The sequence below is a fragment of the Brevibacterium limosum genome (assembly GCF_011617705.1).
Taxonomy (GTDB): Bacteria; Actinomycetota; Actinomycetes; order Actinomycetales; family Brevibacteriaceae; genus Brevibacterium; species Brevibacterium limosum.
Genome location: NZ_CP050154.1, coordinates 594,339 through 620,443 on the forward strand (window position 1 = coordinate 594,339; position 26,105 = coordinate 620,443).

Sequence of the window (26,105 nt, forward strand, 5' to 3'; positions counted from 1 at the left end):
AGCGGCCGTTGTGAGTCAGGGGAGCGGAACCTGATCGCGCGGCGAAAGCCCGAATGTGCTCCACGTCCTAGTCCTCGCACCCTCGCAAGGACTAAACTGCCCTGACCATGTCACAGCGCGCATTCCACCGTCCCGTCCCCTTGGCCGACCTCGACTCCGTCGGGGCCGTCGATGACCCCGTCGCCCGTTCGGAGACCTCGCACGCCACCGCGGCACTGCTGCTCGGCGATTCCGAAGGCAACCGCGACGAGGCAGCCACCAGGCGCTTCGTTGAACTCGCCGATGACATCGGCTTCGAGATCATCGCCGAGATGTGGTCCGCCGCCCCCGCCGTCTCCGCACCTGGCGCACTGTGGCGCCTCTACGCGCTGCGCCAATGGATCAGATCCGCACCCCGCGAACTCTCCGAGATGTTCTCCGCCGGCCAGCGCCGCATCACCGAGGGCATCGGCTACGACGAGATCCTCGCCGGCGTCGAACTGCCCGCCGGGCCCGATGAAGTGGCCCACGCCATCGACGAGATCCTCGTCGGCGCCTTCCGTGGCGACGTCGTCATCGCCCTGCTGCGCGCCGCCGCCTTCGTCGGCATCTGCGCGGCAGGCACCGACGACCACGGCACCGGTGCCCGCCTGCGCCAACTCTCCCAAGATCTGTCCGACGCCGCCGTCGCCCATCGCCGAGGCGGCCTCGACTGATCGTCGGATCACCGACCTTGCCCACACCGAGGCGGCCGCGACCGATCGCGTGGGCCCGATCCCCGTCGGGACCGGATATTCCCACCCGACCCGTCACCGACTGTGAGATTCTCAACGACCGTCGGGCCGCCTCGGCGGTGGATTCATGAGCGTGAACGAGTATCGTAGGAGGTGGCCTTCGGGCCACCGGACGCTGGATCGCTGAAGCCCCGGGCTCCAAATTCAGCCGCTTCGAGCGGCCTTCCGCCGAGAGGCGCTCTCGGTCCAGCGTCCGGCACATACCACCTAGGCAACATGCATATTCGTCCGGCTCGTCCGGGCCCCGGGCAGGAGGAGCGCATGCGGCTCAAGCGGGTACCGCAGGACACTGTCTTCTACGAGCGGTTGTCCGATCTCGTCTCTCAGATGCGGCAGTGCAACTTGGTGCTCGCCGAACTCTCCGGAATCGAAATCAGCGAACGACGGGACGTCGCTGACCGCCTCCGCGAGATCGGCGACAAAGCCGATGAGGACATGGGCGCGATGCTGCGTGCGCTGCGCGAGAACTACATCACTCCTTTCGACCGCTACGACCTCTACCTGCTCAGCCACCACATGCGCGAGATCTGCCACCGGCTCCACGGAGTCGGATACGTTCTCGCCTCCGGAGCCTTCGACCCGCTGCCCTCCGGCGTCCCCGAGACCCTGGCCGTTCTGTCGAACCAGACCGACCACACCTCGCGGATGATCACCAGGCTGCCGGGCAAACTCGACCAGTGGGACTACGTCGACGCGATCAACCGGCTGACCTATCAGGTCGAAAGTCTGCAGTGGCGCATGTCGGACGCGGTGCCGAACTCCAAACGCGGGCTCACCTACATGGCGGCCGTGTCCCAACTCGGTCAGGCCTTCGTCCGAGCCGCCCACGGGTTCACCGAACTCGGCAAGGTCGTCGCCGCCATCGCGATCAAGGAGTCGTAGTTCGTGGAGCTGCTCTTGGCGGCCGTCATCGTCGCCGCGGTGATCTTCGCCGGCTCGAACGGTTTCCATGACGCCGCCCTGACCGTCGGCAACGCGGTCGTCGGACGGGCGATGCGCCTCGGCTGGGCGCTCAGCCTGGCCGTCATCTTCAATTTCATCGGGGCGCTGCTCGGTGAGGGGATCGCCATCGTGGTGGCCAATCAGATCGTGCTCTTCTCCGGTTCGGCCGACCTCATCCTCACCAGCCTGATCATCGCCTTCGTGGCGGCGACGACCTGGAGCCTGTTCACCTACTATTTGGCGTTGCCGGTGTCGTCGACCCACTGTCTCATCGGCGGTCTGCTCGGCGCGGGTATCGTCTTCGGCTTCTCCGTCAATACCGGTGAGGCGATGGACTCCGTGGTGTGGCCGCTGGTGCTCTCACCCATCCTCGGATTCATCCTGGCCTGGGTGCTGACGCTCGTCATGTCGAAGGCACTCGCCTCCACCCCGCCGAAGCCGCTGTTCCGCGGCGCACGCATGGTCGACTCCGTGCTTACGGCGGCCCTGTCGCTCGTCCACGGAGTCCAGGATGCGCAGAAGGTCGCGGCGCTGGTCATGGTCGGCGTCCTCGCCGTCGAGGCTACCCCGCAGGACGGTCTGTCCATCGTCGAGATCTCCTGGCCGGTGCGCCTCCTCATCGCCGCGGCGCTGGCTCTGGGCACCGGACTGAGCGGATGGCGAGTGGTGCAGACGCTGTCGGTGCGCATGGTCCGACTCGATCCGCTCAAATCCTCCGTCGCCGATGGTGCGGCCACGATCCTCATGTACACCGCAGCCCTGATCATGCGAGTTCCCGTGTCACTGACCTTCGTGCTCGGCTCATCGATCCTCGGCACCCAGTACGCCGGGCGCAGAGGCCACGCCAGAGCCCGGTACTTTCTGCCGATGTTCGGTGTCTGGCTGCTGACGATCCCGGCCGCAGCGCTGCTTGCGGTGGTGCTCGGATGGGTCGTCAAGGCCGCCGTCGGGCTCTGACCTCCCGTGCGATGCTGCGAAACGGGGCCCGGTCCCGGAGCTCGGAGGAGTCCGGGCCGAGCCTGACGAGATCGCTGACGAATCAGCTGCGCGCTTTCCGTCCGAAGACGAAGCCGGTGGCGATCATGGCCGCGGCGAGGACGAAGTGCAGCCAATTGTCCGCGGTGTTGAGCCCGACGAAGTTGCCCATCGACTCCATCGGAATCACCATGCCGTAGATCCACAGCACCGCATAGATGATGCCGCCGACGATGAGATAGTTCTTCGCCAGCGCGCGCGAGCGGAGTCCGAGCATTCCGACGATTCCGAAGAGCAGGTGGACGATGTTGTGGAGCACCGTGACCTGGAAGAGACCGAGCAGCGCCGCATCCGTGTGATGTCCGGCGAAGCTGATCGAGCCGAGATTTGCGGTGATCCCAGGGACGAATCCGAGGATGCCCACGAGCAGGAACACGGCGCCGAAGAGCCCGGCGACCATCTGCACCTGCGAACGCGCACTGCGTGAGGCGGCGGGCGACTGCGACGACATCGAGATATTCATGACGATCCTTTCCCAAAGGTGACTGGTATCGACGATTCGGAGCAGAAGTCGATTCGGATGGCTGCTGCGCGCAGATTCTCGGCAGCGTCCTCATGCCAGTCGATGGCTCGGTCCTCTGGGTGGGAAACGGGTGCCGATCACTCTGGCGACGGTTCCTGCCACGGTCGTGTCGCTGGCGATCGTCACCTGCGGAGTTCGACTGGTGCGCAGAGTCTTCGCCGGCACCCCCGAGGTCTTCGCCGACAGCTGGTGGGCGGCGAAAGGGCCGACGCTCATCTTCCCTGTCGGGGCCGTGGGCCCCCGGTTGGGCGAGCTTTTCCTACTGGAACCGCGGGCGGCCTGATGAGGCGGAGAAGTGACACACGAACAGGGAGCTCTCACGGTCAGCCGACGAAAGGTCCGTACGTGGCCAGCAGATTGCCTCTGCTGGTGCGCTGCACGTCCTTGAGTGCCAACCGAGTCGTCGTTCCTCCTTCGAAGAGAGATCGTCCGCTGCCGGCGAGGGCCGGATGGATGGCCAGAGTCAGCTCGTCGACGAGGCTGGCTTCGACGAGCTGGCGGACCACCGACATCGACCCTTCGACGGCGATCTTGCCGCCGTCGGTGCCTTTGAGATCACGGACGAAATCGACGAGGTCTCCTTGGATGAGCGTGGAGTTCTCCCATCGGAGATCCCCCTGCGACAGAGTCGTCGAGGCCACGTGCTTGGGCGTCGAGTTGATGAAGTCGGCGAACGGTGCGTCCTCGCCTTCGGTGTGGTTCGGCCAGTAGTTCTCCCACTCCTGGTAGGTGACACGGCCGAGAAGGCAGTCGTCGACTCCTCCGATGGCCGTGGTCATCCATTCGCCCACCTCGTGATCGAATGAGTCGAACTGGAAGTTGAACGGGTCGGATGCGATGCCGTCGAGTGACTGGAACAGTGCGGCGATGACGGTGCGGCTCATGATGATCTCCTCGTTGAGTGTCGTGTTCGAGTCTTGTGCGTGCCGAGCTTGGAGCAGTCCATATCAGTATAAAAAATGAACCTCAGTTTTAATAATGAACTATCGCTGTTAGGCTGTCAATCATGAAGTCGTACGGACAGTACTGCGGTTTGGCCAGGGCGGCCGAGGTTCTGGGCGAGCGATGGTCCCTGATCATCCTCCGCGATCTTCTCGTGGGCGCGAAGCGCTTCAATGAACTGCGGCAGGGTATCCCCGGCATCCCGTCGAACCTGCTGACCACTCGATTGCGCGAACTCGAAGCTGCCGAGATCGTCGAGCGCAGCATCGATGGGCGCAGCGTCGTCTATCGACTCAGCGAGTACGGTGCGGATCTCGGCCCGGTGCTCATCGAACTCGGCCGCTGGGGGTCACGTCGTCTGGCCGCTCCTCGCGAGGATGAAGCGCCCACCGACAGTTCGCTGGCTGCGGCTCTGCTGACGTCCCGAACCGAGGCGAGAGTGCGGCCATTCATCGTGGAGGTGACCGCGGGGCCGGCAGTGGCACATGCAGTCGTGCACAAGTCGGGCATGGACGTGGCCGAAGGCGCTGATCCGAACGCACAGCTCTTCATCGGTGGCCCGGGCCTGAGGGGTCTGCTTGCCGACGGCGAAGCGGAGTCGGCCGTGGCAGCTGGAACGGTGACGGTCGCCGGTGACGAAGCCCTGCTGCCCGAGTTCGTCCGTGCCTTCCGAGCGCCACTCGACGACCCGGTCAGGCCGACGCAAAGTGGTCGTTCTGGTCACGCCCCACCGAGCAGAGCGTGACCAGAACGACCACTTAGTGATGCGCATCGCCTCTGCGACGCAGCCTCAGATCATCCGAAGCGGCCGGAGATGTAGTTCTCGGTCTCTTCCTTGTCCGGGTTCGAGAAGATCGTCGAGGTCTCGTTGAACTCGATGAGCTTGCCGGGCTTGCCGGTGCCGGCGATGTTGAAGAACGCGGTCTTGTCGGACACGCGAGCGGCCTGCTGCATATTGTGCGTGACGATGACGACCGTGTACTTGTCCTTGAGGTCGTTGATGAGGTCCTCGATCGCCAGGGTCGAGATCGGATCGAGAGCCGAGCACGGTTCGTCCATGAGCAGGACCTCCGGCTCGACGGCGATGGCACGAGCGATGCACAGGCGCTGCTGCTGACCGCCGGAGAGCCCCGAACCGGGCAGGTTGAGACGGTCCTTGACCTCGTTCCAGAGGTTCGCGCCGCGCAGGGCACGCTCGGTGAGATCGTCGGCTTCGGACTTCGACAGGCGCCTGTTGTTCAGGCGCACACCGGCGAGCACGTTCTCCTTGATGCTCATCGTCGGGAACGGATTCGCGCGCTGGAAGACCATGCCGACCTCGCGGCGGACGTTGACCGGGTCGACGCCGGTGCCGTAGATGTCGTTGCCGTCCATGAGCACCTCACCGGAGACGCTGGCACCGGGGATGACCTCGTGCATGCGGTTGAGGGTGCGCAGCACGGTGGACTTGCCGCAGCCGGAGGGGCCGATGAAGGCGGTGACGGAGCGGGGCTTGATCTGCATCTGCACTCCGTCGACGGCGCGGAAGTCGCCGTAGAAGATGTCGAGATCCTTGATGTCGATCTGCTTGGACATTGTGTTTCCTATCCGTGGAAATGGGTGAGTCTGGAAGTCTGTGGGCAGTCGCCGGTCAGCGTCCGGCCTTCGGTGCGAGTACCTTCGCGATGATGCGGGCGAGCAGGTTGAGCACCATGACCAGGGCGACGAGCACGAGGGCCGCGGCCCAGGCGCGTTCCGAGCTGGCCAGGGCGGCGGCTCCCGGCGAGACCGGGCGCAGCTGCGAGTCGTAGATGAACGTCGGCAGCGTCGACATCCAGCCGGAGAAGAGGTTCCAGTTGAGTGTCTTGGCGAATCCGGCGGTGACCATGATGGGTGCGGTCTCACCGATGACGCGGGCGATGGCGATGGTGACACCGGAGAGGATTCCCGACACCGAGGTGGGCAGAACGATCTTCACGATCGTCTTCCACTTCGGCACGCCCAGAGCATAGGAGGCCTCACGCAGATCCATCGGCACCAGGCGGAGGATCTCCTCCGTGTTGCGCACGACGATCGGAATCATCAGCACCGACAGCGCCACGGCCGCGGTGAAGCCGGTCTTCGCAATTCCCGCAGACGCGGGCATGAGCACATTCGCGATGGTGGAGAACAGAGCGAAGGCGAAGAGGCCGGCGACGATCGAGGGGATTCCGGTCATCACGTCGACGAGGAAGGTGATCGCCTTGCCCAGGCGGTTCTTGTTCGAGTACTCGACGAGGTAGATGGCGGTGAGGACGCCGACCGGGATCGAGATGATGCAGGCGGCCGCGGTGATGAGCACGGTGCCGACGATGGCGTGGTAGAAGCCGCCGGCCAGCGTCGCCTCACCGGCGACGTACTGCTGGTCGAGGACGCCCTTCATCCCGAGCATGGTGCGGGTGAGCAGGTCGCCGCTGATGGCGGCCCCGCCCTTGGACGCGGTCAGCCACAGGAGCGATATGAGGGGAACGCATGCGAGGACGAACGTCGAGGTCACGACGGTCGTCGCGATCCGGTCGACGGCCTTGCGGCGGCCTTCGTAGGCCGCGGAGACCGCGAAGATCGCGAACGCGTTGATGAGCCCGGCGAGGACGGCCACGACGGGGATGTTGAAGCCGCCGAACGCGATGAAGCTGATGAGGATCGCCACGAGGATCGAGGCGACGGCGACGATCCACGGGGTGGCTTTCGGCAGCTGCTTCGAGGTCAGCTTCCGCGGTTTCGATGCAGCCGCCTCGGTGGTGGTGTTCATGGTGGTCATCGTTCTCAACTTCCCTTCACCGAGGTGCGGGCGACAATGGCGCGGGCTCCCATGTTCACCAGCAGGGTGATGACGAAGAGCACGAGGCCGACCGTGATGAGCTCGGACAGGCGCAGACCCGCGGCCTCGGGGAAGTTCTGCGCTATCTCGGATGCGATGGTCTGATTGCCGCTGACGACGAGCGAGGCGGTGAGGACGCCGGGCGAGAGGATCATGGCCACAGCCATGGTCTCACCGAGGGCGCGGCCGAGTCCGAGCATGGTGGCCGAGACGATTCCGGACTTTCCGAAGGGCAGCACTGCCATGCGGATCATCTCCCAGCGGGTGGCGCCGAGGGCCAGGGCCGCCTCTTCCTGCAGGCGCGGGGTCTGGAGGAAGATCTCCCGGGTCAGAGAGGTGATGATCGGCAGAATCATGATCGAGAGCACCAGTGAGGCGGTGATCAGCGTGCGTCCCGTCTGCGACACGGATCCGTCTTCGGCCGGAGCGAAGATCGGAATCCAGCCGAACCACTTCGACAGCCAGAGGTAGAAGCCGGTGAGGTTTCCGGCCAGCGCGATGCCCCACAGGCCGTAGACGACCGAGGGGATGGCCGCGAGGAGATCGATGACGTAGCCGAGCACCGGGGCGAGCCTGCGCGGGGCCATATGCGTGGTGAACAGTGCGATGCCCAATGAGAAGGGGGTGGCGACGAACAGCGCGAGGGCCGCGGAGATGAGCGTGCCGATGACCAGCGGCCAGACATAGGAGAGGAAGCCCTTGCCGCCGGTGATCTGGGAGGGATCGCTGATCTGCGCGGCGATGGTGTCCTTCGACTGTGCGAGAAGGAACAGGGCGACCCCGGCGAGGATCACCAGGATCAAGATGCCGGCGATGAGCGTGGCCGCGGAGAAGATGCGGTCGCCGGGCCGGACGACGGCCTTCTGCTGCCGAGGCGCGGGACTGCTGCTCTGCGGCTTCTGCCCGGACTCGGGCGTGGAGCCCGGCCCTGTGGGGCCCGGCTCAGTGGTCTGTGTGCTGGTCGGCACAAGTGCTCCTCATGTGACTTGTGGTGGAACTGGGGTGGTGCCACAGGCGCGGAAAAGCGGCGCAGGGCTTCTGCGCCGCTCCCGACTGGCTATGTCTCCAGGTCAGAGGCCGAAATCAGCCTGCAACCCTGATCGAGTCGATGACTTCTTCGATCTGCGTGCGCAGGTCGTCCGACAGCGGGGCGGACCCGGCGGAATCGGCGGCGGACTGCTGGCCCTCCACCGAGACCACGAACTTCTCCCACGCCTTGACCATGTCCACGGTCTCCTGGTCCTTGTAGGACGAGCAGACGAGGTGGTACGACACGAGCACGATCGGGTAGGCACCGGACTCGGAGGTGTCGCGGGCCAGGTCGAAGGCGAGGTCGCCTTCGCTGCGGCCTTCGACCTTCTCCGAGGCGTCGACGACCTTCGAGGCCGCCTCGGGGGAGAGCTCGACGAACTCCTCGCCGACCTTGACCTTCGCGGTGGACAGCTCGCCGACCGCCGAAGCATCCGCGTAGCCGATGGCTCCGTCGGTGTCCGAGACGGTCTGGATGACACCGTCGGTGCCCTGCGCAGCCTCGCCGCCGTACTCCTTCGGGAAGTTGCCGTCGACCTCGGCGTCCCAGTCCTTCTCGGCGGTGGCCTTGAGGTACTCGGCGAAGTTCTCCGTCGTGCCCGAATCGTCGGCACGGTGAACGGCGGTGATCTTGAGGTCCGGCAGGTCGGCGTCCGGGTTGTCGGCCTTGATGGCCTCGTCGTTCCAGTTCGTGATGTCGCCCTTGAAGATCTTCGCGATCGTGGCGGGGGAGAGGTTGAGCTCGTCGACGCCCTCGACGTTGAAGGTCACGGCGATGGGGGAGATGTAGACGGGGAACTCATAGGCTCCGTCGGCGCCGCAGGCTTCCTCTCCGGCCTTGACCTCGTCGTCGTCGAGGTGGGCATCGGATCCGGCGAACTGCGCGTTGCCGGCGAGGAACTGTTCACGGCCGGCGCCCGATCCGTCAGGGGAGTAGTTGACGGTCACGCCGGAGTTCTGCGAGGTGAAGTCCGCTGTCCAAGCATCCATGGCGGCCTTCTGCGAAGAGGCGCCGATGCCGGTCAGGGTGCCCTGCAGGTCGCTGTTGCCGCCGGAGGCCTCTTCGCCGGTAGCGGACTGGCCGCCGCAGGCCGAGAGGGTGAGGGCGCCGACCGCGAGGATCGCGGCGGAGGGGGCGAGATGCTTCATCTTCACGAAGATGCCTTTCATGTTGTGGACACAGCTCGAGAGTTCTCGATTGCTCGTCATCAACGCTAAGGATCACGCGTGAAGTGCAAGGAGTTGGAACGTGAATGGGAAGTGAACGAGCGGCGAAGGGTTGGAACCGCTTTGAGTGCTTGATCACAGACGGGCCCGGTTTCGTGAAAGGATCGTTGTCGGGGCCGGCATTCCCTCGCCGAGGCGGCCCGCCCGGTACGCGTGCACGCTCGCTGAGGTTCGTCGATTCCTTGCCCCGACCGACCCCGATCTCTACGGTCGCTTCCATGACCGAACAGAACCGCTATGTCCTCGGCGAATCCGCGGGCGAACATTCACGACTGCGCGACCAATCGGTCGTGTTGGACCCACTGACCAGACAGCTGCACAGCGAAGCGGGAATCGCTGCGGGCATGAGCGTCCTCGACATCGGCACCGGTGCCGGGGACGTCGCTGCCATCGCCGCCGATCTCGTCGGCCCGGACGGACACGTGCTCGCCGTCGACAGTGACCGCACTGCCCTCGACGGGGCCCGGAGCCGACTGGGGCATCGGCCGGAGATCGAATTCGCCGAGGCGGATCTCGGCTCCCTCGACCTCGACCGACAGTTCGACGCGATCGTCGGCAGGGCCGTGCTCATGCACCTGCGCAGCCCCGTCGAGGTGCTCGAGCGTCTCGCACGGCATCTGCGCTCCGGAGGTCTGCTGGTGATGCACGAACTCGACCTGTCTCATGACTGGGCGAGTGCGGACACGCCGCTGCTGGAGCGCGTGCGGGAACTGGTGCTGCAGGCTTTCGACTCTCTCGGGATCCACAGCAGGATGGGACGCGACCTCTTCGCGGGCTTCCGCGCAGCCGGGCTGCCCGACCCGCGCCTGACCGTGAGCGCCCCGGTGGGAGGCGGGGCGGAGGCGCCGAGCTTCGGCTGGGTCAACGCCCTGGCCGCACTGCTGCCCTACCTCGAAGGGCAGGGGATCGTGAACGGCGACGAGCTCGGAATCGACTCACTCACGCAGCGGCTGACCGACGAGTTGGACGCCGAGGACGCCACGCTCCTCGGTCCGGTCATGTACGGCGCCTACTGCACCGTCGGCTGAATCCGGCCCTCGCCGAGGCGGACCACCGTCAAATCGGTTCGTCCGCGATGTGGGGCGCGCCTCCCGGCTAGCTGTCGATGGGCCGGACACGTTCGATCTCGACGATGCGCGGCACCGGTCCGGGCCGCACATAGGCGATGAGGACCTCACCGGGCTTGAGGTACGGGTCGTCCTTCGGCAGCTTCGCCACCACGCGTTTCGGGGCATGAGCGGCGTAGACGGAGAAGATGGTCGGCAGCACCGGCCGGTGCGTGCAGTAGATGACGGGTCTGCCCTTCGCCAGCAGCTTCTCGATGTAGCGGGCGGTCTTGTCCGGGTTCGCCGCGGTCGCCTTCTCGCTGAGCGTCGACACCTTCTTGATCGACTTGCCCGTCGCCGCAGACAGCGGTGTCAGCGTCGCCATGCACCGCTTCCACGGACTCGAGACGAGCTTTCGCACACCCCAGGCCCCCAGCAGCCCGGTCAGTGCCATGGCCTGCCGGGTGCCGAGCTTGAGCAGCGGCCGCACATGCTCGGTCTCGTACCACTTCGAGCGCGGGAACGCCTTCCCGTGGCGGACGAGGATGAGCGGCCACGCCCGCAGCGCGTCCGTCTCCGCGAACTTCTCCAGCGCGTCGAGCTGCTCACGATCGGCGAACGAGGTCAGCTTCGACCGGGCTCTGTCGACCGGGAACCATTCGGCAGTGTCGACCTCCCGTCTGTTCAGCGGGGCGAAGGCGGACTCATCCTTGACCTCGGCCGACCAGTAGAAGACCTTCTTCAGCGTTTTCTTGCCGACCGTGTATTCGGCAGACGGCAGGGGGATGCCGAGGTGGATGTCGAACCCCGTCTCCTCCTTGACCTCGCGGACCGCGGTCTCCGGCAGAGTCTCGCCCGGGTCGACCTTGCCTTTGGGCCACGACCAGTCGTTGTACTTCGGACGGTGGATGAGCACCACCTCGAGTCCTTCCGGCCCGCGCCTCCAGCACACGGCCCCGGCGGCGAGGACGTCGGCTGTGACGCGCGATGACGCCTGGGCCGAGGAGACCCCGGAGCGGCTCACGCCTCATCCCCGATCCGCCGACGCTTCCGGTGCCGACGGATGAGCTCCGTCTGATAGTCGGCGAGGAGGCCGCCCTCGTCATCGTGGGTCCGTCGGGTCCACTTGCCGTCACCGGCGAGATCGAACGCCGAGGTGGTGGGGGCGAAGGCGAGATCGAAGAGTTCGATGATCTCTGCCCGGTGGCCGTCGTCGACGATCTGCACGAGTGTCTCGACCCGACGGTCGAGGTTGCGGTGCATCATATCGGCCGAACCGATGTAGACGATCGGGTCGCCGTTGTTGCCGAAGACGAATGCGCGGGAGTGTTCGAGAAAGCGTCCGAGCACGGAGCGGACGGTGATGTTCTCGCTCAGCCCTTCGATTCCGGGGCGCAGGGCACAGATCCCGCGGACGAACACCTCGACGGCGACTCCGGCCTGAGACGCCCGGTAGAGGGCATCGATGATGGCCTCGTCGACGATCGAGTTGACCTTGATCCGCACCTGGCCCTGACCGCCGGCCTTCGCGATCGCGATCTCGGAGTCGATGAGGTCGGTGAGCCCGGAGCGGACAGTGCTCGGAGCGACGAGGAATCGTGAGTATTCGGACCGGGGCGCGTAGCCGGAGAGCTGATTGAACAGCTTCGTCAGATCATCGGCGACGGCCCGGTCGCGTGTCAGCAGGCCGAAGTCCTCATAGCCGCGGGCTGTCTTCGGGTGGTAGTTGCCGGTGCCGACGTGGCAGTACCGGACCAGCCCCTCGGCCTCCTGACGGACGACGAGGGAGAGCTTCGCATGCGTCTTCAGGCCGACGATTCCGTAGACGACGTGGACGCCGGCGCGCTCCAGCTTGCGGGCCCACGTGATGTTGGCCTCCTCGTCGAACCGGGCCTTGATCTCGACGACGGCGAGCACCTGGATGCCGGCCTGTGCGGCATCGACGAGGGCGTCGATGATCGGCGAGTCGCCGGAGGTGCGGTAGAGCGTCTGTTTGATCGCCAGCACGTTCTTGTCCGACGCGGCCTGCTCGAGGAAGGCCTGCACACTCGTGGAGAACGAATCGTAGGGGTGATGCAGCAGGATGTCCCGGCCGGCCACCGCGTCGAACACATCGACCTGGTCGCTGGACTCCCGCCGCGACAGGTCCTTGTTCATGTGCGGGACCATCTTCGGATAGTGCAGATCATCGCGCGGCACATCGGCGATATCGGACATGCCCGACAGGTCCAGCGGGCTGGGCAGATGGTAGATCTCGGAGTCGTGGATGCCCAATTCGTCCTTGAGCATCTCGAGCACGCGGGGGTGGATGTTCTCCGTGATCTCCATGCGCACGGCCGGACCGAACCGGCGTCGCAGGAGCTCCTTCTCCAGAGCCTTGAGCAGGTTCTCCGCATCGTCCTCTTCGACCTCGAGGTCCTCGTTGCGGGTGACGCGGAAGGTCGAATGGTGGACGATCTCCATGCCTTCGAACAGCGTGCCGAGGTGTTCGGCGATGATGTCCTCGAGGGCGACGAAGCGGGCCGGGACGTCGCGGCCGGCGGGTCGGTCGGTCGCCTCGGCGACGTTGAAGAACCGGGGCAGACGCGGGGGAACCTTGACGCGGGCGAAGAACTCCTTGCCCGAATCCGGTGACCGCAGGAGCACGCCGAGGTTGAGCGAGAGGCCCGAGATGTAGGGGAACGGGTGCGCCGGATCGACGGCCAGCGGGGTGAGGACGGGGTAGACGTGGCCGAAGAAGAATTCGTCGACGCGGTGCCGTTCGTCCTCGGTGAGGTCCTCGACCTGGACCTTTGTGATCGATTCCGAGTCGAGGCGGGGGCCGATATCGTCCTTGAGCAGCGCGGCGTGCCGGCTCATCAGCTCGAATGCGCGCACCCCGATATCGTGCATGACCTGCGCGGGCATGCGGCCGGTGACGCTGGGCACGGCCAGGCCGGTGTTGATGCGGCGTTTGAGGCCGGCGACGCGGACCATGAAGAACTCGTCGAGGTTGGTCGCGAAGATCGAGAGGAACCGGACGCGTTCGAGCAGCGGGATCTCCGGATCCGAGGCGAGGTCGAGGACGCGTTCGTTGAAGGCGAGCCAGCTGAGTTCGCGATCGAGGAATCGATCGGCCGGGTCGGGCAGACCCAGTTCTTTCCCGGACGCTGCGATGTCGTACAACGCTCTACTCCTTACTCGTTCGACGCCGTGCTCGCAGAATCAGTGCCGGAGACCTCGACGGAGGTCGGTGCATAGGCCACGTGCGCGACCGCGACGTGGAACCCCAGTCGCTCGTACAAGCCTAGCGCCGGGGCGTTGTCCGATTCGACGTAGAGTTCGATCGTCTCGGCTCCGGCGGCCACCATCCGCCGCATCCCCTCGATCGTCAGCGCCTTGCCCACGCCCTTGGCGTGGATGCGCGGATCGACGCCGACGACATAGACCTCGCCGAGGCGGCCCTCGGCATCCGTGTCCGTGATCTTCGTCTGGTGGAACCCGATGATCTCACCATCCCGGGCGGCGATGATGAAGGTGTCCGGGTCGAAGTCCGCGGCGGTGACGACGGCGTCGATATCGGCGCGGGACTGGCCGCCCTGTTCGGGATGCCAGTCGAAAGCGGCGTTGTTCACGGCCAGCCAGCCGTCCTCGTCGCCGGGTGCGAAGGAGCGGATCTCGACTCCCTCGGGGCTCTGGGCCGCGGGGAGACCGTCGAGGCTCAGTCCGCTGTCGGTGCGCATCTGGTAGAGCACGCGGTCACGGCCCAGCCCGTGCTTCTGTGCGAGGTGCGCAGCGGCCGGATGGTCGCCGTGGGACCAGCACCAGGCCTCGGGCTCTTCGTCCAGGATCGTCGTCAGCAGCTGCTCGCCGAGCCCTCGGCCGCGGTGGCCGGGGGCGATGAGGAATTCGGCGGCGTGACGATCACCCTGCAGAGCACGGATCCCGAACCCGATGAGTTCGCCGGTCGAGGCTCCGACATTCGAGGGGGCTCCGGCGTCGGAGGCAGAGGAGTCATCTGCGGCGGCGGAGGAGCCCGCTGCGTCGGCGTCCGAACAGATGCGCCACACGCTCGAGGCGGTCTGCGCCTCGTGGGCGATGTCCTCACCGGTGGCGATGGCCATGAGTCCGCCGGAGATCTCGGGGGCGCCGTCGGCTGCCGCCACGTCATCGAGGAACGTCAGCTCATCCTCGGTGAGGGTGTCGATCGGGGTGGAGGTGATTGCTCCGCTGGCTTGGATTCTCATGCCGTCACGTCCTCTGAGTCTGTGTCTGTGACGCTGTCGGCGCTGAAACGGTAGCCGACGTTGCGTACGGTGTGGATGGCGTTCTCAAGGTCTTTGCCGAGTTTCGCACGGAGGCGGCGAACATGCACGTCAACCGTGCGGGTGCCGCCGAAGTAGTCGTCGCCCCACACAGCGAGCAGGATCTCGTCGCGGGTGAAGACCCGTTCGGGGTGCATGGCGAAGAACTTCAGCAGGGCGAATTCTCGGTAGGTCAGGTCGAGGCTGCGTCCGCCGAGCTCGGCGGTGAACGCGGTCTCGTCGATGCGCAGGGCTCCGGTGACGACGATCATCGGCTCGCCGTCGGCATTCCACGGGCCGCCCTCGCCCGCCTCGCCGAGGTGGCTCGACGGTCCGAGTCCGCTTCCGCGGGACGTGCCGACGGGCCCGCGCCCGGTGCGGACCGGTCCCCATCCGCCGGCACCGCTCGCCGCGCCGAGGCGGCCGGTGCCTGCGTGCGCCCCGCCGGGGAACCCGCCGCCGGAGTAGGCGGACGAGGATGCGGCGTGACGGTCACGGGCCACGCGCAGCCGTGCTTCCACCTCGGCGGGGCCGGCCGTGGTGAGGATGAGATCGGCCACGTTCCATTTCGCCGAGGCCGTCGCCAGTCCGCCCTCGCCGAGGACGACGATGACTGGTGCGGTGATCCGCGCCTCGGTGAGGAGTTCGGCGATGCGCGGGGCCAGGGACAGGTCGAGGCAGGCATCGGCGATGACGACATCGATCTCGGCGGACTCGGACGCCTGGTCGGGCAGATCGTCGGGATCGCAGCGGTCGACCAGGTGGCCGAGGTACTGCAGGGATTCGGGAGCGATGGGAGCGTCGAGTCTGGCTGCGGGGCAGATGTGCAGAATCCGCATGTGCTGCATCCACCTCCTCGGCGCCCGTCGTCTGAGCCAGATTATAGCGAGAGTCGGCCGGAGACAGGGACGTCACCGACGCGGGGTTACCGCGGGTGTCGCCGGATGAGGCACGATAGTGCTGTGATCAGATGGATTCGAGTAGCCGTCGCCCTGGTGCTGGTGTTGGCCCTCAGCGCCTCCGTGTACTGGGGCTATACGCTGTTCCTGTTCGCGACCGGGCTCATCGTCCTAGGCGTCGCCTATGGGTGGCCGCGCCTGACGGACTCCCCGCAGCCGCGGGCGACCTCGATCATGCTCGCCCTCTTCGGAGTCGGCGGACTCTACGCCGCCTGGCAGGATTCCACCGCTCCCTACCTCGACTGGCTGCCCGTCCTGGCGGGCCTGGGTCTGCTGTGGACGTTCGTGCAGAACCTCACCCGCGGAATCGGTGCCTCCTATGCGGTGGCGAACGTGTCCGCGCAGGTCTCGGGTCTCGTCATCGTCCTGTCCGCGAGCACCTGGGTCGCGGCGATCACGGTCCCTGGGGACAAGGAGGCCATCGTCATCGGTCTGGCCTCGCTCATCGTGGGGCAGTGCATGACCGCGCTGCCGTGGCCGGCGATCTACACCTCGCCGTTGGCCATCGCCATGTCCACAGCCGTGGCGGGGATCCTGTCGGTGCTCGTGTTCTCCGCGGCGATCTCACTGACCGCCGCGCTCGTCCTCGGTGTCGTCATGGGTCTGCTCGTGGCCGCAGTCGACCGGATGCTCGGACTCGTCGCCTATGCGAAGTTCCAGGCGGCCAACCTCGAGGCCTCACAGAACATCGAGGTGAAGAAGAACGTCGAGAAGGCCCGCAGCTTCGCCGTTCAGCTCGCCCTCGGTGCCGCTCCGATCGCCCTCGGCGGAGTCGTCGTCTACGCTCTTGAGCGCGTCGCCTCCTGAGCTGCGTCGCGAGGGCCGTTCCCGGGGTTCGCGGCCAGGGGTCGCGTCCGTGGGCTGAATGCACATCGCTGTGCCGGGAACTGTAGACTGGAAGCATGGAAAATCTCGTTGCTCTCGAAATCGTCTTCTCCAGCCTCGTCGGCCTGGCCGCTCTCGGTGCCCTGGGCGTCGGGATCAAGGTCGTCACAGCGCTGTTCAAAGACAACCGCTGATCTCCCATGATCGAACTTGATGCCTCGGTTCATCCGGAACTCGTCCCCCTGTCCTGGCTGATCGGGTCATGGGAGGGCGTCGGCGTCGTCGGCTATGCGGACACTCCGGAGAAGCAGTTCGGACAGCGCATCGACTTCGTCGCCCATGAGGGCACACCGTTCCTCCAGTACACCGCACATGCGTGGCTGCTCGACGAATCCGGTGAACTCGAATCGACCCTGACTCTGGAGACCGGCATCTGGCAGCTCGTGCGCCAGCACGACGCCGGGGACGTCGGCCCGGGCATGATGGTGCCCACCGAACCGCAGAGCTTCACCTCGGCCGCCGCGGTCGAGACCCTGCGCACGAACGACGACGCCTTCGAGATCGAAGCCGAGATCGTTCACCCCCACGGAGTCATGGAACTCTACGCCGGCACTGTCAGGGGCCCGCGCATCGATTTGGCCACCGACGTGGTGGCTCGGACGAAGACCGCGAAGGAGTACACCGCCTCGACGCGGATGTACGGCCTGGTCGGCGGCGAACTCATGTGGGCCTGGGATATGGCAGCCATGGGCCACGAACTCGCCTCCCACTCCTCTGCCAGATTGAAGAAGCTGTCCTGAGATGACTGATCCCGTGTCGCCGAATTCTGATGTCTCCGATTCGCCGTCGCCGGAGAACACCGACGCCCCCACCGCGGCGGCTCGGCGCTCGTCCCTTGCCCGCGGATTGAGCTCCACCGCGGTGCTCGGGGCCGGCGGACTCGCCGAGACTCCCATCCACTACGGAGCCTCCCTGCGTGAGCAGCGCGTGCTCGAGGAGAAGGACGGTCTCGTCGACCTCGCCCATCTCCGCGTGCTGCGTCTGAGCGGACCCGACCGCCTCACCTGGCTGAACTCGATCACCACGCAGAAGATCGACACTCTGGCCCCCGGTGTGTCCACCGAAACCCTTGTGCTCGACCCGAACGGTCGCATCGAGGGCTGGCTCAGGCTCGTCGACGACGGTGAGGCGCTGTGGGCGATCAGCGATCTCAGCACGGATGGGACCCTGGACTTCCTGCGCAAGATGGTCTTCATGATGCGCGTCGAGATCGAGGATCTCAGCGACGACTATCAGTGCTTCGGCGCCATCACCTCTCTGCCGGAGGCGCTGCCGGTCGCCCGGACCTGGTCCGATCCGTGGCCGCACATCGGAAGCGGTTCGGCCTCCTATGCGCAGATCGACATCGGCCAGGAAGTCGCCGGCACCGACCATCCCGGCCTCGAGACTCCGTTCGTCATCGGCATCGTCAAACGCTCGGACCTGCAGGGGCTGTCTGCGAAGAACTTCGACATGGCCGGCTTCGACGCCTGGGAGGCCCTGCGGATCGCCGCCTGGCGACCGGGTCGGAACGAGATCGACCACAAGGCACTCGTCGGGGAACTCGACCTGCTGCGCACGGCCGTGCACCTGGCCAAGGGCTGCTACCGCGGTCAGGAAGCGGTGGCACGCGTTCACAATCTCGGTCAGCCGCCTCGTCGATTGACCTTCGTCCATCTCGACGGGTCGGGGCATATCGCCCCGGATCCCGGCACCGAGGTGCTCGCCGAAGTCCGCGGGTCCGAACGCCCAGTGGGCACCCTGACCTCGGTGACCGTGCACTGGGAGCTCGGACCGATCGGTCTGGCCGTGGTCAAACGGAACCTTGCCCCCGGGGCGCAGCTGAGCTTCGAAATCGGCGACGGGGAACGCGTCGTCGGCGCTCAGGAGACGATCGTCGTGCCCATGCGCGAACACGAGCGCGTGCTTCCGGAACGGAACAGGGACGTCGACGCCCGCAGCCAGAACCGCTGATCCAGGCGGCCGTCGAGCAGGGCCGGGCGCTGTTTCCGATGCCGGTCCCCGCAATCCGAAGAGAGGTTTCGGCTGCCGGTGCACGGCAACGGATTCCGTACTCTCTCTGCGCCGAATCCGTGGGTTCGTCTCTCCGCGGAAGGTGATTCTGCTCAGCCCTCGGACGGTAAGTGACAAGAAGCGTCGAATACCCCTATTCTTCCCCTTATGACAGCTTTGGAAATTGGCGGCGAAGCTCTGCCGCAGGAACGTAAGATCGTCACCGAGATTCCGGGACCGAAGTCGCGTGAGATCGAGGAACGTCGCAAGTCAGCCGTGGCGACCGGTGTCGGTTCGAGCCTGCCCGCCTATGTGGTGGCGGCCGGCGGCGGCATCCTCAAGGACGCCGACGGCAACCAGCTCATCGACCTCGGATCGGGCATCGCTGTGACCACCGCCGGCAACTCGAACCCCCGCGTGGTCGAGGCCGCGAAGGCCCAGCTCGAGGCCTTCACCCACACCTGCTTCATGGTCAACCCCTACGAGAGCTACGTCGAGGTCGCCGAAGCCCTCAACCGCCTCACCCCCGGTGACCACGAGAAGCGCACCGTGCTGCTCAACTCCGGTGCCGAGGCCGTCGAGAACGCCGTGAAGATCGCACGCGCCCACACCGGCCGCGACGCTGTCGTCGTCTTCGATCACGCCTACCACGGTCGGACGAACCTGACCATGGCGATGACCGCGAAGGCCGCCCCCTACAAGGCCGGTTTCGGTCCCTTCGCCGGTGAGGTCTACCGCGCACCCATGTCCTACCCGTACCGCGACAACTATGCGGCCGCCACGAAGATCAGCGGTGAGGACGCAGCCAAGCGCGTCATCACGATGATCGAAAAGCAGATCGGCTCCGAATACGTCGCCGCGATCGTCATCGAGCCCATCCAGGGCGAGGGCGGCTTCATCGTCCCGGCCGAGGGCTTCCTGCCCACGCTCGTCGACTACGCCCGGGAAAAGGGCATCGTCTTCGTCGCCGACGAAGTGCAGGCCGGATTCGCCCGCACCGGCAAGATGTTCGCCTCCGAGTGGGAGGGCATCGTGCCCGACCTCATCACCACGGCCAAAGGCATCGCCGGCGGTCTGCCGCTGTCGGCCGTGACCGGTCGCGCGGACATCATGGACTCGGTCGGACCGGGCCGCCTCGGCGGAACCTACGGAGGCAACCCCGCCGCCTGTGCCGCGGCACTCGGCGCCATCGCCGCCTATGAAGAGGACGGACTGCCCGAGCGTGCACTTGCCATCGGTGAGATCATCGTCGACCGTCTGACGAAGCTGCAGTCGAAGTACCCCGAGGTCGGCGACATCCGCGGCCGCGGCGCCATGATCGCCGCCGAGTTCGTCGAGCACGATTCGATCGAGCCGAACGCGGACCTGGTGAAGAAGATCGCGGACCACTGCGCGAAGAACGGTGTCCTCGTGCTCACCACGGGAACCTTCAGCAACATCCTGCGCTTCCTGCCGCCGCTGACGATCTCCGACGAGCTCCTGAACGACGCCTTCGACGTCATCGAGGCCGCCCTCGCCGAACTCCTGGCCTAACTCCACCCCAATTACTACCTGACGGCGGCCCAGCAACCTCGCGCGAGGTTGCTGGGCCGCCGTCAGGTAGTTCGGGGGATGCAGTTGTAGCACAATAGGGGCCATGACTTCAGAAATCGACGGATCGACCGGCTCGTCCGCGAGCGTCCCGGCCCGAGTGTGGCACTTCCTCAGGGGACCGCGCTTCATCGATCTGCCGATCCGCCTGCTGGCTCTCATCATGGGTCTGACGATCCTGGTGCCCGGGTCCTTCGAGATCACCGAACCCCGCTACTCGGCGCTGCTCATCCTCGCCTACGGGCTCATCGTCTTAGCCAGCTTCCTGCCGCTGAGCATCGTCATCGCGACGACCGGACTGGGCATCGTGTTCTCCATGGTCTACCCGGATCTGGAGAACATGTTCCCCGAGGCGCTCATCCTCGCCGCCGCCGTCCTGATCAGCCGCCGCCGCTGGATCGGCTTCGCGCTGGGCACCATCGGACTGGCCGTCTACCTCGGCGCATCGACCAGGCTCGGATCCTATGATGCCGGTTTCGAAGGGCTGACCGACCTCGGCTACGGCTGGCTGACCTACTCGATCCTCGGTCTGTGCGCGTCCTTCGTCGAAGCTCGGATCCGCCGTGAGATCGACCGTCGCGAACGTGCCGCCGTCGACCACCAGAAGTCACTCGACGCGATGCGCGCCCGGTTCACCAGCGATATGCACGACACCATCTCGCACTCCCTGACCACCGAATCCGCGATCATCCGCACTCTGGCGAAGCAAGGCGATGCCGAGACCGCCGACCGCCTCCTCGCCGAGCTGACGCTGGTCAACGCCGAAGCCACCAAGCGCCTCCGGCAGCTGGTGACGAGCCTGAGCAAGTGGGAGACCGAGAGCTGCACCGACTCCGCCGCCTCCCGGATCCGATTCCGCGCCGAGGCGGAGCAGCTGACGACCGCGATCGAAGACGGGTGCGCGGCCGGTTCCGTTCCGCTGACCACCGAACTCTCTGTCCTGCCGACCCATGCGACCGGCACGCTGTCGCACCATTTCCGGGCCGTCATGCTCGAACTCGCCACGAACGTCATCCGCCACTCCGCCCCGGGCACCCCGGCCACCCTGGCCGTCGAAATGCGAGGTGAGAGCGGCGACCGGGCCGAACTGATCTGCCGCAGCACGAACGAATCCCCGACCGAGCTGACCGAGGCCCCGCGGTCGCTGTCCCGCCGTGCCACGGCCGTGGGCGGCGTCTGCCGGGTCAGCGCGGAGGACCGGAAGACCACCGTCGTCGAGGTGGCCCTGCCGATCCGATTCATCTCATCTTCCGCAACGGCTCCCTCCACCGGAGCATCGACCCCCTCCACCGGAACCGCAGACTCGCTGCAGTCCGCACCGTCCATGGGTGCTGTCGGTGGCGGTGACATGATCGACGTCGTTGATGACGACTTCGACACCAGCACCGAGACACCTTCTTCCTCGAGGGTCGGCACCGGTCGCACCATCTCCCGGGATGAGACCGTGGACGGCGCAGACACTGCGGATTCGCCCGACTCCGATACGTCCGACTCCTACACCGGCTCCGAGTCCCAGGGCACGGAGGCCGAACACCGCCGCAGCGGTGACCGCAACAAGGTCGACGTCTGATGTCTTCGGCCCCGGAAGCGAACCCGGAGGCGAACCCGGAGGCGACGCCGGATGCGAACCCGGAGGCGACTCCTTCACCGGCTGACCAGGACGAGACCCCGGAGTCCAACGAGCGCACCTCCGTCCTCGTCGTCGACGACGATTCCTGGACGACGCGAGCGGTGGCAGCGACGCTCAGCGATGCAGGCGCCTTCCGCGTCCTCGCTCCCGTCCACTCCGGAGAAGAGGCCGTAGCCGCCTTCGCCGCAGAGCGTCCCGACCTCGTTCTCATGGACGTCAACATGCCGCCGGGAATGAGCGGCGTCGACGCAACGGCGGCGATCATGCACCTCGATCCCGACGCCCGTATCGTGCTGCTGACGACCGTGTCACCGGGGCCGGGCCTCGCCCGTGGGCTCGAGGCCGGCGCACTCGCCGTACTCAACAAGACGGCAGGAGAGAGGGAACTCGTCTCGATCGTGCGGGCCGCCTCGGCGGGGGAAAGCCCCGAACTGCTCACAGGCCTGGCCGAGGACCTCGTCATCAGCGGAGATCACCTGCCCGACGCCCCCGGCGCGGCACCGCAGCTGACCGCCCGCGAAATGGACCTGCTCGCCCTGCTCTGCCAGGGCCACGGCTACGAAGAGATCGCCGCCGCCCAATCGGTGGCCATGTCCACCGTGAAATCGCACGCGCGCAACCTGCGCATGAAACTGGGCGCGCGCAACCTCGCCCAACTCGTCGTCCGCGCCCTGCAGTTCAAATTCTTCTCCCCGGAATAGCCGATCCCGCCGAGGCGGTCGGCCCTGTCACCCGCCCCCGCCGAGGCGGTCGGCCCTGTCACCCGCCCCCGCCGAGGCGGTCGGTCCCGTCAGCCACCCGCCCCCGCCGACGCGACCCTCCCCGACGAAACGGGCCCTCCCGACCGAGGCCGGTCGTTGACTACAGTGGGAGCATGACCGAGACTGCGAGCCCGCGACTGTCCCGCCTGATCCGGGACACGGAGGGGTTCCTCCTGCCGCTCACCGAGGTGGCCGACGACGTCGCGATCACCCGAGTCGAATTCGGATTCGATCTGCCGACGACTCCCACCGAAACGCCGGCCGCGACGGTCGGCCGCGGCTCCCTGGCCGGAACGGTCGTCCTCGTCACCGAACCGATGCGCAGCCCCTCCGGACTCGATGCCGTGCTGACCGACTATGCGGGAGCAGCGGCGCTGGTCGTCGCGCCCGGAACGCACAGCCACCTCGGTGAGGGGGTTGACCTGCGAGGGAGTGCGGACCAGGCTCCGGTCCTCCTCGAACGGTCGCCGCATGTGACGTGGTCGGAGATCCTCGTCCATCTGCGACAGCTCACGGAAGGCGCAACGAGCGCCCTGGCCTGGCCCGATGTCGACGATCTCAGCGCCCTGGCCGCCGTCATCGCCGAGACCACGGGCGCATCGATCACGATCGAGGACCCGGCCTCCAGGGTGCTCGCCCACGCCAACCTCGGCGACGAGCTCGATGAGATCCGACGCGAGACGATCCTGTCCGGGGCCATCCCCGAGTGGCGGATCGCCGAGCTCGAGGAGTCCGGGTTCCTCGGCACGATCCGCCGGTCGACCGACGTCGTCGAACGCCCCGCCAAGGGAACTTCGCCGGCCCGGTCGGTCATCGCACTGCGCAGCGAGGGCGAGCTCATCGGCACGATCTGGGCGGCCTACCCGGCCGAGGTCGACCCCGAACCGCTGCGTGAGGTGCTGCGCGACGCAGCCCGCGCGGCACTGCCGGTGATGCTGCGGACCCTGCGCCGGTCACCGTTCGAAAAGCGCATCCGCCGGGAGGCACTCGGTGCGATCCTCGCTGGTTCGGCCGACCTCGGACCGTCGGCGACCCTGTTGTCCCTGCCGTTCTCCGGGAACTTCTGCGTCCTGGCCTTCACCGAGGTGGCCCCCGACCGGGAACCCGTCCTGCGGTTCCATCTGCGGGCCGCCTTCGCCGATGCCGTGCTCGCGCATGTGAGCTCCGCACGTGCCGGGTCGGCCGGTGGCGGTTCGACACGCGACGGTTCGGCAGGTGTCGATGTGGCAGGTGCCGGGTCGAACGGAGCGCGAGTCGGTGAGCGGACGCACCTCGCAGCGCTGGTGCAGATGAGCGAACCGATGCGCGGCGAGCAGGTGCGCGCTCACGTGACCGCCGCTCTGCGGAGGTCTCTGCCGAAGACGGAGACTCTGTGTTTCGGAGTCGGCTCACCGGTCGATCGACTCGATGCCGCGCACCGGTCGTGGACGGAGGCCGCTTATGTCGTCGACGCCGTGCGAAGCGACACTGGCGACGAACAAGGTGCGGGTGACGCTCGAGGCGCGAAGACACGCACGGGTTCGGACGCGGACGGACCCCTCGACACCCAGGGCCGGATCGTCGGCGCGACCACCCGTGACGTCGCCGCAACGGTCGTCGGTCTGCAGGTCGCCGATGTGCTGTTGGCCGCAGACCGCCGGGCGATCGGTGCTGGGCGCCCGCGGGGCGGTGGGCGAGTGACCGCAGACAGTCGGGCGCCTGCGGACGCACGGGTCCCCGCCGACGCCGGTGTGCTCGGCCCGGCACAGGCGCTGGCCGCTCACGACGGACAGCACAACGGCAGCCTGCTCGAGACCCTGCGCGCCTACTTCGCCACGGTCGGCAACTCCGCCGAGGCATCCCGCCGGCTTCATGTGCATACGAACTCGCTGCGACACCGTCTCGGTCGCATCGAGGAGATCACCGGTCTCTCGACGGCAGAACCGGCCGAGCGGCTCTGGCTCGAACTCTCGGTCCTCGTTCACGACCGGTCGTGAGAAACCTACAACCAGCCCTCATGAAGATTGGCGAATAATCGTCCGTTCTCCGAGGTCAGCCGTCCTAAAGTGACAACAGACTTCGAACAGAGGACGTTATGCCCAGCCATCACCATGCGATTCCGAACCGTCGCGCCCGAGCAATTCGAACGATCGCCGAGAACAGCGTTTCGTCTGCCCGCTCTGCCGTTCCCGCGCTGACCGATGCGGCACCCGTGCTCGGGCTCATGGATCTCGACTGGGTCGATACCGCCTTCGACCGACTGACCGCGGCGTTCGCATCGGATCGCGAGGTGCTCCACGCAGTGGCGTGCAAGGCCGTACCGCTGCCGTCGCTGCTGCGCCGCTTCGCCGAGGCGGGAGCCGGCTGCGAGGTCGCCAGCCCCGGCGAACTCGAACTCGCCCTCTCGGTCGGGTTCACGCCCGACCGCATCGTCTTCGACTCCCCGGCGAAGACCTGGGCCGAACTGCGCCGGGCCGTCGACCTCGGCGTTTCGATCAACGTCGACAACTTCGACGAACTCGCCCGCCTCGACGAGCTCCTCGACGATCGGGACGGCACGGCCGCCTCGGCGAGGATCGGATTCCGGATCAATCCGCAGTCGGGCACGGGCGCGATCGGCGCCCTGAGCACCGCCACCGAGACCTCGAAATTCGGTGTCGGGCTGGTCGACCCCGGTGCCCGGGAGGCCCTCATCGAGGCCTATCTCGACCGCCCCTGGCTGGGACAGATCCACGTCCACTCGGGCTCGCAGGGCATCAGTCTCGACAAGGCCGCCGTCGGAATCCGCGCCGCCGTCGACCTCGCCGAGGAGATTAACGCCCGGGCCTCCGGTCGGCAGATCACACGCATCGACATCGGCGGGGGACTGTCGGTGAACTTCGACGGCGAGGACATCACCCCGACCTTCGCCGACTACCGCGCCGTGCTCGAGGCACAGGTGCCGGGCCTGTTCGACTTCGACATCGTCACCGAATTCGGCCGCGCGCTCCTCGCCAAGTCCGGCACCGTCCTCACCCGCGTCGAATACGCGAAGACCACCGGCGGCCGCCGCATCGCGATGACCCACGCCGGCGTCCAGGTCGCCACCCGCACCGCCTACGCCCCGAACGACTGGCCGCTGCGGATCCTGCCGTTCACCCCGGAGGGAGACCCCAAGATCGCCGAGGCGGCCGACACCGAGATCGTCCCGACCGATGTCGCCGGTCCCGCCTGCTTCTCCGGTGACCTGCTGGCTCGTGATCAGCTGCTGCCGCGCCTCGACGCGGGTGACCTCGTGGCCGTGCCCGAAACCGGTGCCTATTACTTCTCGAACCCGTTCTCCTACAACCTGCTCCCGCGTGTGCCCGTCTACGGATACCGCACCGCGGCCGACGCAGGCACTGAGTTCTACCTCATCCGCCGCGGGCAGACGATCGCCGATGTCCTCGCCGAGGCTGGGGAGACCGAACTGCACGCGCTGAGCCCGGACGACCGGAAGACCCCAGCCGGTTCCATGGTGCCGGGCAGCTGACTGTCGCGGGACCTGTGGCATCTGCACAGTGACCTGCAACCGGATTTGTGTGTTGTGGTGCCGAAAACACGTCACTTCGAACGTAGAGTGATTAAGAGCACATCTGTCCTGACCCGGGCGAATACCCAGATTCGCCGGGTTCAGGGGATGACAAGTGAA

General features: G+C 66.6%; 24 protein-coding genes. 14 read left to right on the top strand and 10 right to left on the bottom strand.

Translation table 11 applies throughout. From position 1 onward, the window contains the following. Positions 1-107: 107 nt before the first annotated feature. From GUY37_RS02580 to GUY37_RS02590, 3 genes are all read left to right on the top strand, one after another. Positions 108-695 carry a hypothetical protein gene (locus tag GUY37_RS02580; RefSeq protein ID WP_227492598.1) on the top strand — a complete coding sequence of 196 codons (588 nt, stop codon included), beginning with the start codon at positions 108-110 and terminating at the stop codon, positions 693-695. Between the two features lie 339 nt (positions 696-1,034). After that, positions 1,035-1,655: a DUF47 domain-containing protein gene (locus GUY37_RS02585; protein ID WP_152346896.1), complete on the top strand. Its 621-nt coding sequence runs from the start codon at positions 1,035-1,037 to the stop codon at positions 1,653-1,655. A gap of 3 nt (positions 1,656-1,658) precedes the next feature. Then, positions 1,659-2,672: an inorganic phosphate transporter gene (locus GUY37_RS02590; RefSeq protein ID WP_166821860.1), complete on the top strand. Its 1,014-nt coding sequence runs from the start codon at positions 1,659-1,661 to the stop codon at positions 2,670-2,672. Positions 2,673-2,754: 82 nt separating this feature from the next. On the opposite strand, the gene GUY37_RS02595 is transcribed toward GUY37_RS02590, so the two are convergent. After that, on the bottom strand, positions 2,755-3,213 hold the full coding sequence (locus GUY37_RS02595) for a DUF4383 domain-containing protein (protein ID WP_228278317.1): 459 nt from the start codon (positions 3,211-3,213) through the stop codon (positions 2,755-2,757). Between the two features lie 130 nt (positions 3,214-3,343). On the opposite strand from GUY37_RS02595, the gene GUY37_RS02600 reads away from it, so the two are divergent. After that, positions 3,344-3,556, top strand: coding sequence for a hypothetical protein (locus GUY37_RS02600; protein ID WP_166821862.1), 213 nt, complete (start codon positions 3,344-3,346; stop codon positions 3,554-3,556). A gap of 40 nt (positions 3,557-3,596) precedes the next feature. Here GUY37_RS02600 and GUY37_RS02605 read toward each other — a convergent pair whose 3' ends face one another. Next, positions 3,597-4,157 carry a dihydrofolate reductase family protein gene (locus GUY37_RS02605; RefSeq protein ID WP_166821865.1) on the bottom strand — a complete coding sequence of 187 codons (561 nt, stop codon included), beginning with the start codon at positions 4,155-4,157 and terminating at the stop codon, positions 3,597-3,599. A 122-nt stretch (positions 4,158-4,279) separates the two neighbouring features. Between GUY37_RS02605 and GUY37_RS02610 the strand changes: the two genes are divergently transcribed. Beyond that, positions 4,280-4,960, top strand: a complete 681-nt coding sequence (locus GUY37_RS02610) for a winged helix-turn-helix transcriptional regulator (protein WP_166821868.1) — start codon at positions 4,280-4,282, stop codon at positions 4,958-4,960. Positions 4,961-5,010: 50 nt separating this feature from the next. Here the strand turns inward: GUY37_RS02610 and pstB are convergent, their stop codons facing one another. The 4 genes from pstB to pstS all read right to left on the bottom strand — a co-directional run bounded on the left by pstB (position 5,011) and on the right by pstS (position 9,238). After that, positions 5,011-5,790: a phosphate ABC transporter ATP-binding protein PstB gene (gene pstB / locus GUY37_RS02615; protein ID WP_166821871.1), complete on the bottom strand. Its 780-nt coding sequence runs from the start codon at positions 5,788-5,790 to the stop codon at positions 5,011-5,013. A 55-nt stretch (positions 5,791-5,845) separates the two neighbouring features. Beyond that, positions 5,846-6,985, bottom strand: coding sequence for a phosphate ABC transporter permease PstA (gene pstA, locus GUY37_RS02620; RefSeq protein ID WP_166821874.1), 1,140 nt, complete (start codon positions 6,983-6,985; stop codon positions 5,846-5,848). A 14-nt stretch (positions 6,986-6,999) separates the two neighbouring features. Continuing rightward, a complete protein-coding gene (gene pstC / locus GUY37_RS02625; protein ID WP_228278456.1) occupies positions 7,000-7,890 on the bottom strand; it encodes a phosphate ABC transporter permease subunit PstC in 891 nt (296 codons plus the stop codon). A 247-nt stretch (positions 7,891-8,137) separates the two neighbouring features. Continuing rightward, positions 8,138-9,238 carry a phosphate ABC transporter substrate-binding protein PstS gene (gene pstS, locus GUY37_RS02630; RefSeq protein WP_166821880.1) on the bottom strand — a complete coding sequence of 367 codons (1,101 nt, stop codon included), beginning with the start codon at positions 9,236-9,238 and terminating at the stop codon, positions 8,138-8,140. A 290-nt stretch (positions 9,239-9,528) separates the two neighbouring features. On the opposite strand from pstS, the gene GUY37_RS02635 reads away from it, so the two are divergent. Beyond that, entirely contained in the window at positions 9,529-10,338 is an 810-nt protein-coding gene (locus GUY37_RS02635; RefSeq protein WP_166821883.1) for a methyltransferase domain-containing protein, read from the top strand. A gap of 67 nt (positions 10,339-10,405) precedes the next feature. Here the strand turns inward: GUY37_RS02635 and GUY37_RS02640 are convergent, their stop codons facing one another. The 4 genes from GUY37_RS02640 to GUY37_RS19370 are packed head-to-tail and all read right to left on the bottom strand — an operon-like array spanning position 10,406 to position 15,487. Then, positions 10,406-11,380 (bottom strand): NUDIX hydrolase, encoded by a 975-nt coding sequence (locus GUY37_RS02640; protein WP_166821886.1) that lies wholly within the window; start codon positions 11,378-11,380, stop codon positions 10,406-10,408. Beyond that, positions 11,377-13,521 carry an RNA degradosome polyphosphate kinase gene (locus tag GUY37_RS02645; RefSeq protein WP_166821889.1) on the bottom strand — a complete coding sequence of 715 codons (2,145 nt, stop codon included), beginning with the start codon at positions 13,519-13,521 and terminating at the stop codon, positions 11,377-11,379. Before GUY37_RS02645 ends, GUY37_RS02640 begins: the two co-directional genes overlap by 4 nt. Before the next feature lie 11 nt (positions 13,522-13,532). Further along, positions 13,533-14,582: a mycothiol synthase gene (mshD, locus tag GUY37_RS02650; protein ID WP_166821892.1), complete on the bottom strand. Its 1,050-nt coding sequence runs from the start codon at positions 14,580-14,582 to the stop codon at positions 13,533-13,535. Continuing rightward, positions 14,579-15,487: a winged helix-turn-helix domain-containing protein gene (locus GUY37_RS19370; protein WP_323127520.1), complete on the bottom strand. Its 909-nt coding sequence runs from the start codon at positions 15,485-15,487 to the stop codon at positions 14,579-14,581. The genes mshD and GUY37_RS19370 overlap by 4 nt, the downstream gene beginning before the upstream one ends. Before the next feature lie 114 nt (positions 15,488-15,601). On the opposite strand from GUY37_RS19370, the gene GUY37_RS02660 reads away from it, so the two are divergent. The 8 genes from GUY37_RS02660 to GUY37_RS02695 all read left to right on the top strand — a co-directional run bounded on the left by GUY37_RS02660 (position 15,602) and on the right by GUY37_RS02695 (position 25,946). Continuing rightward, positions 15,602-16,405: an ammonia permease gene (locus tag GUY37_RS02660; protein WP_228278318.1), complete on the top strand. Its 804-nt coding sequence runs from the start codon at positions 15,602-15,604 to the stop codon at positions 16,403-16,405. Positions 16,406-16,623: 218 nt separating this feature from the next. Continuing rightward, the gene (locus GUY37_RS02665; protein WP_166821896.1) at positions 16,624-17,223 is read left to right on the top strand and encodes an FABP family protein; all 600 of its coding nucleotides are present in this window, start codon (positions 16,624-16,626) and stop codon (positions 17,221-17,223) included. Position 17,224: 1 nt separating this feature from the next. After that, complete coding sequence (ygfZ, locus tag GUY37_RS02670; protein WP_166821899.1) at positions 17,225-18,436, top strand: CAF17-like 4Fe-4S cluster assembly/insertion protein YgfZ; 1,212 nt, start codon at positions 17,225-17,227, stop codon at positions 18,434-18,436. Between the two features lie 207 nt (positions 18,437-18,643). Beyond that, positions 18,644-20,008, top strand: coding sequence for a 4-aminobutyrate--2-oxoglutarate transaminase (gene gabT, locus GUY37_RS02675; RefSeq protein WP_166821902.1), 1,365 nt, complete (start codon positions 18,644-18,646; stop codon positions 20,006-20,008). 103 nt (positions 20,009-20,111) lie between these two features. Beyond that, positions 20,112-21,635: a sensor histidine kinase gene (locus GUY37_RS02680; RefSeq protein ID WP_166821905.1), complete on the top strand. Its 1,524-nt coding sequence runs from the start codon at positions 20,112-20,114 to the stop codon at positions 21,633-21,635. Next, positions 21,635-22,396 carry a response regulator transcription factor gene (locus GUY37_RS02685; RefSeq protein WP_166821908.1) on the top strand — a complete coding sequence of 254 codons (762 nt, stop codon included), beginning with the start codon at positions 21,635-21,637 and terminating at the stop codon, positions 22,394-22,396. Before GUY37_RS02680 ends, GUY37_RS02685 begins: the two co-directional genes overlap by 1 nt. Positions 22,397-22,569: 173 nt before the next feature. Further along, positions 22,570-24,432 (top strand): PucR family transcriptional regulator, encoded by a 1,863-nt coding sequence (locus tag GUY37_RS02690; RefSeq protein ID WP_166821911.1) that lies wholly within the window; start codon positions 22,570-22,572, stop codon positions 24,430-24,432. 98 nt (positions 24,433-24,530) lie between these two features. Further along, positions 24,531-25,946: a type III PLP-dependent enzyme domain-containing protein gene (locus tag GUY37_RS02695; RefSeq protein ID WP_166821914.1), complete on the top strand. Its 1,416-nt coding sequence runs from the start codon at positions 24,531-24,533 to the stop codon at positions 25,944-25,946. Positions 25,947-26,105: the final 159 nt, after the last annotated feature.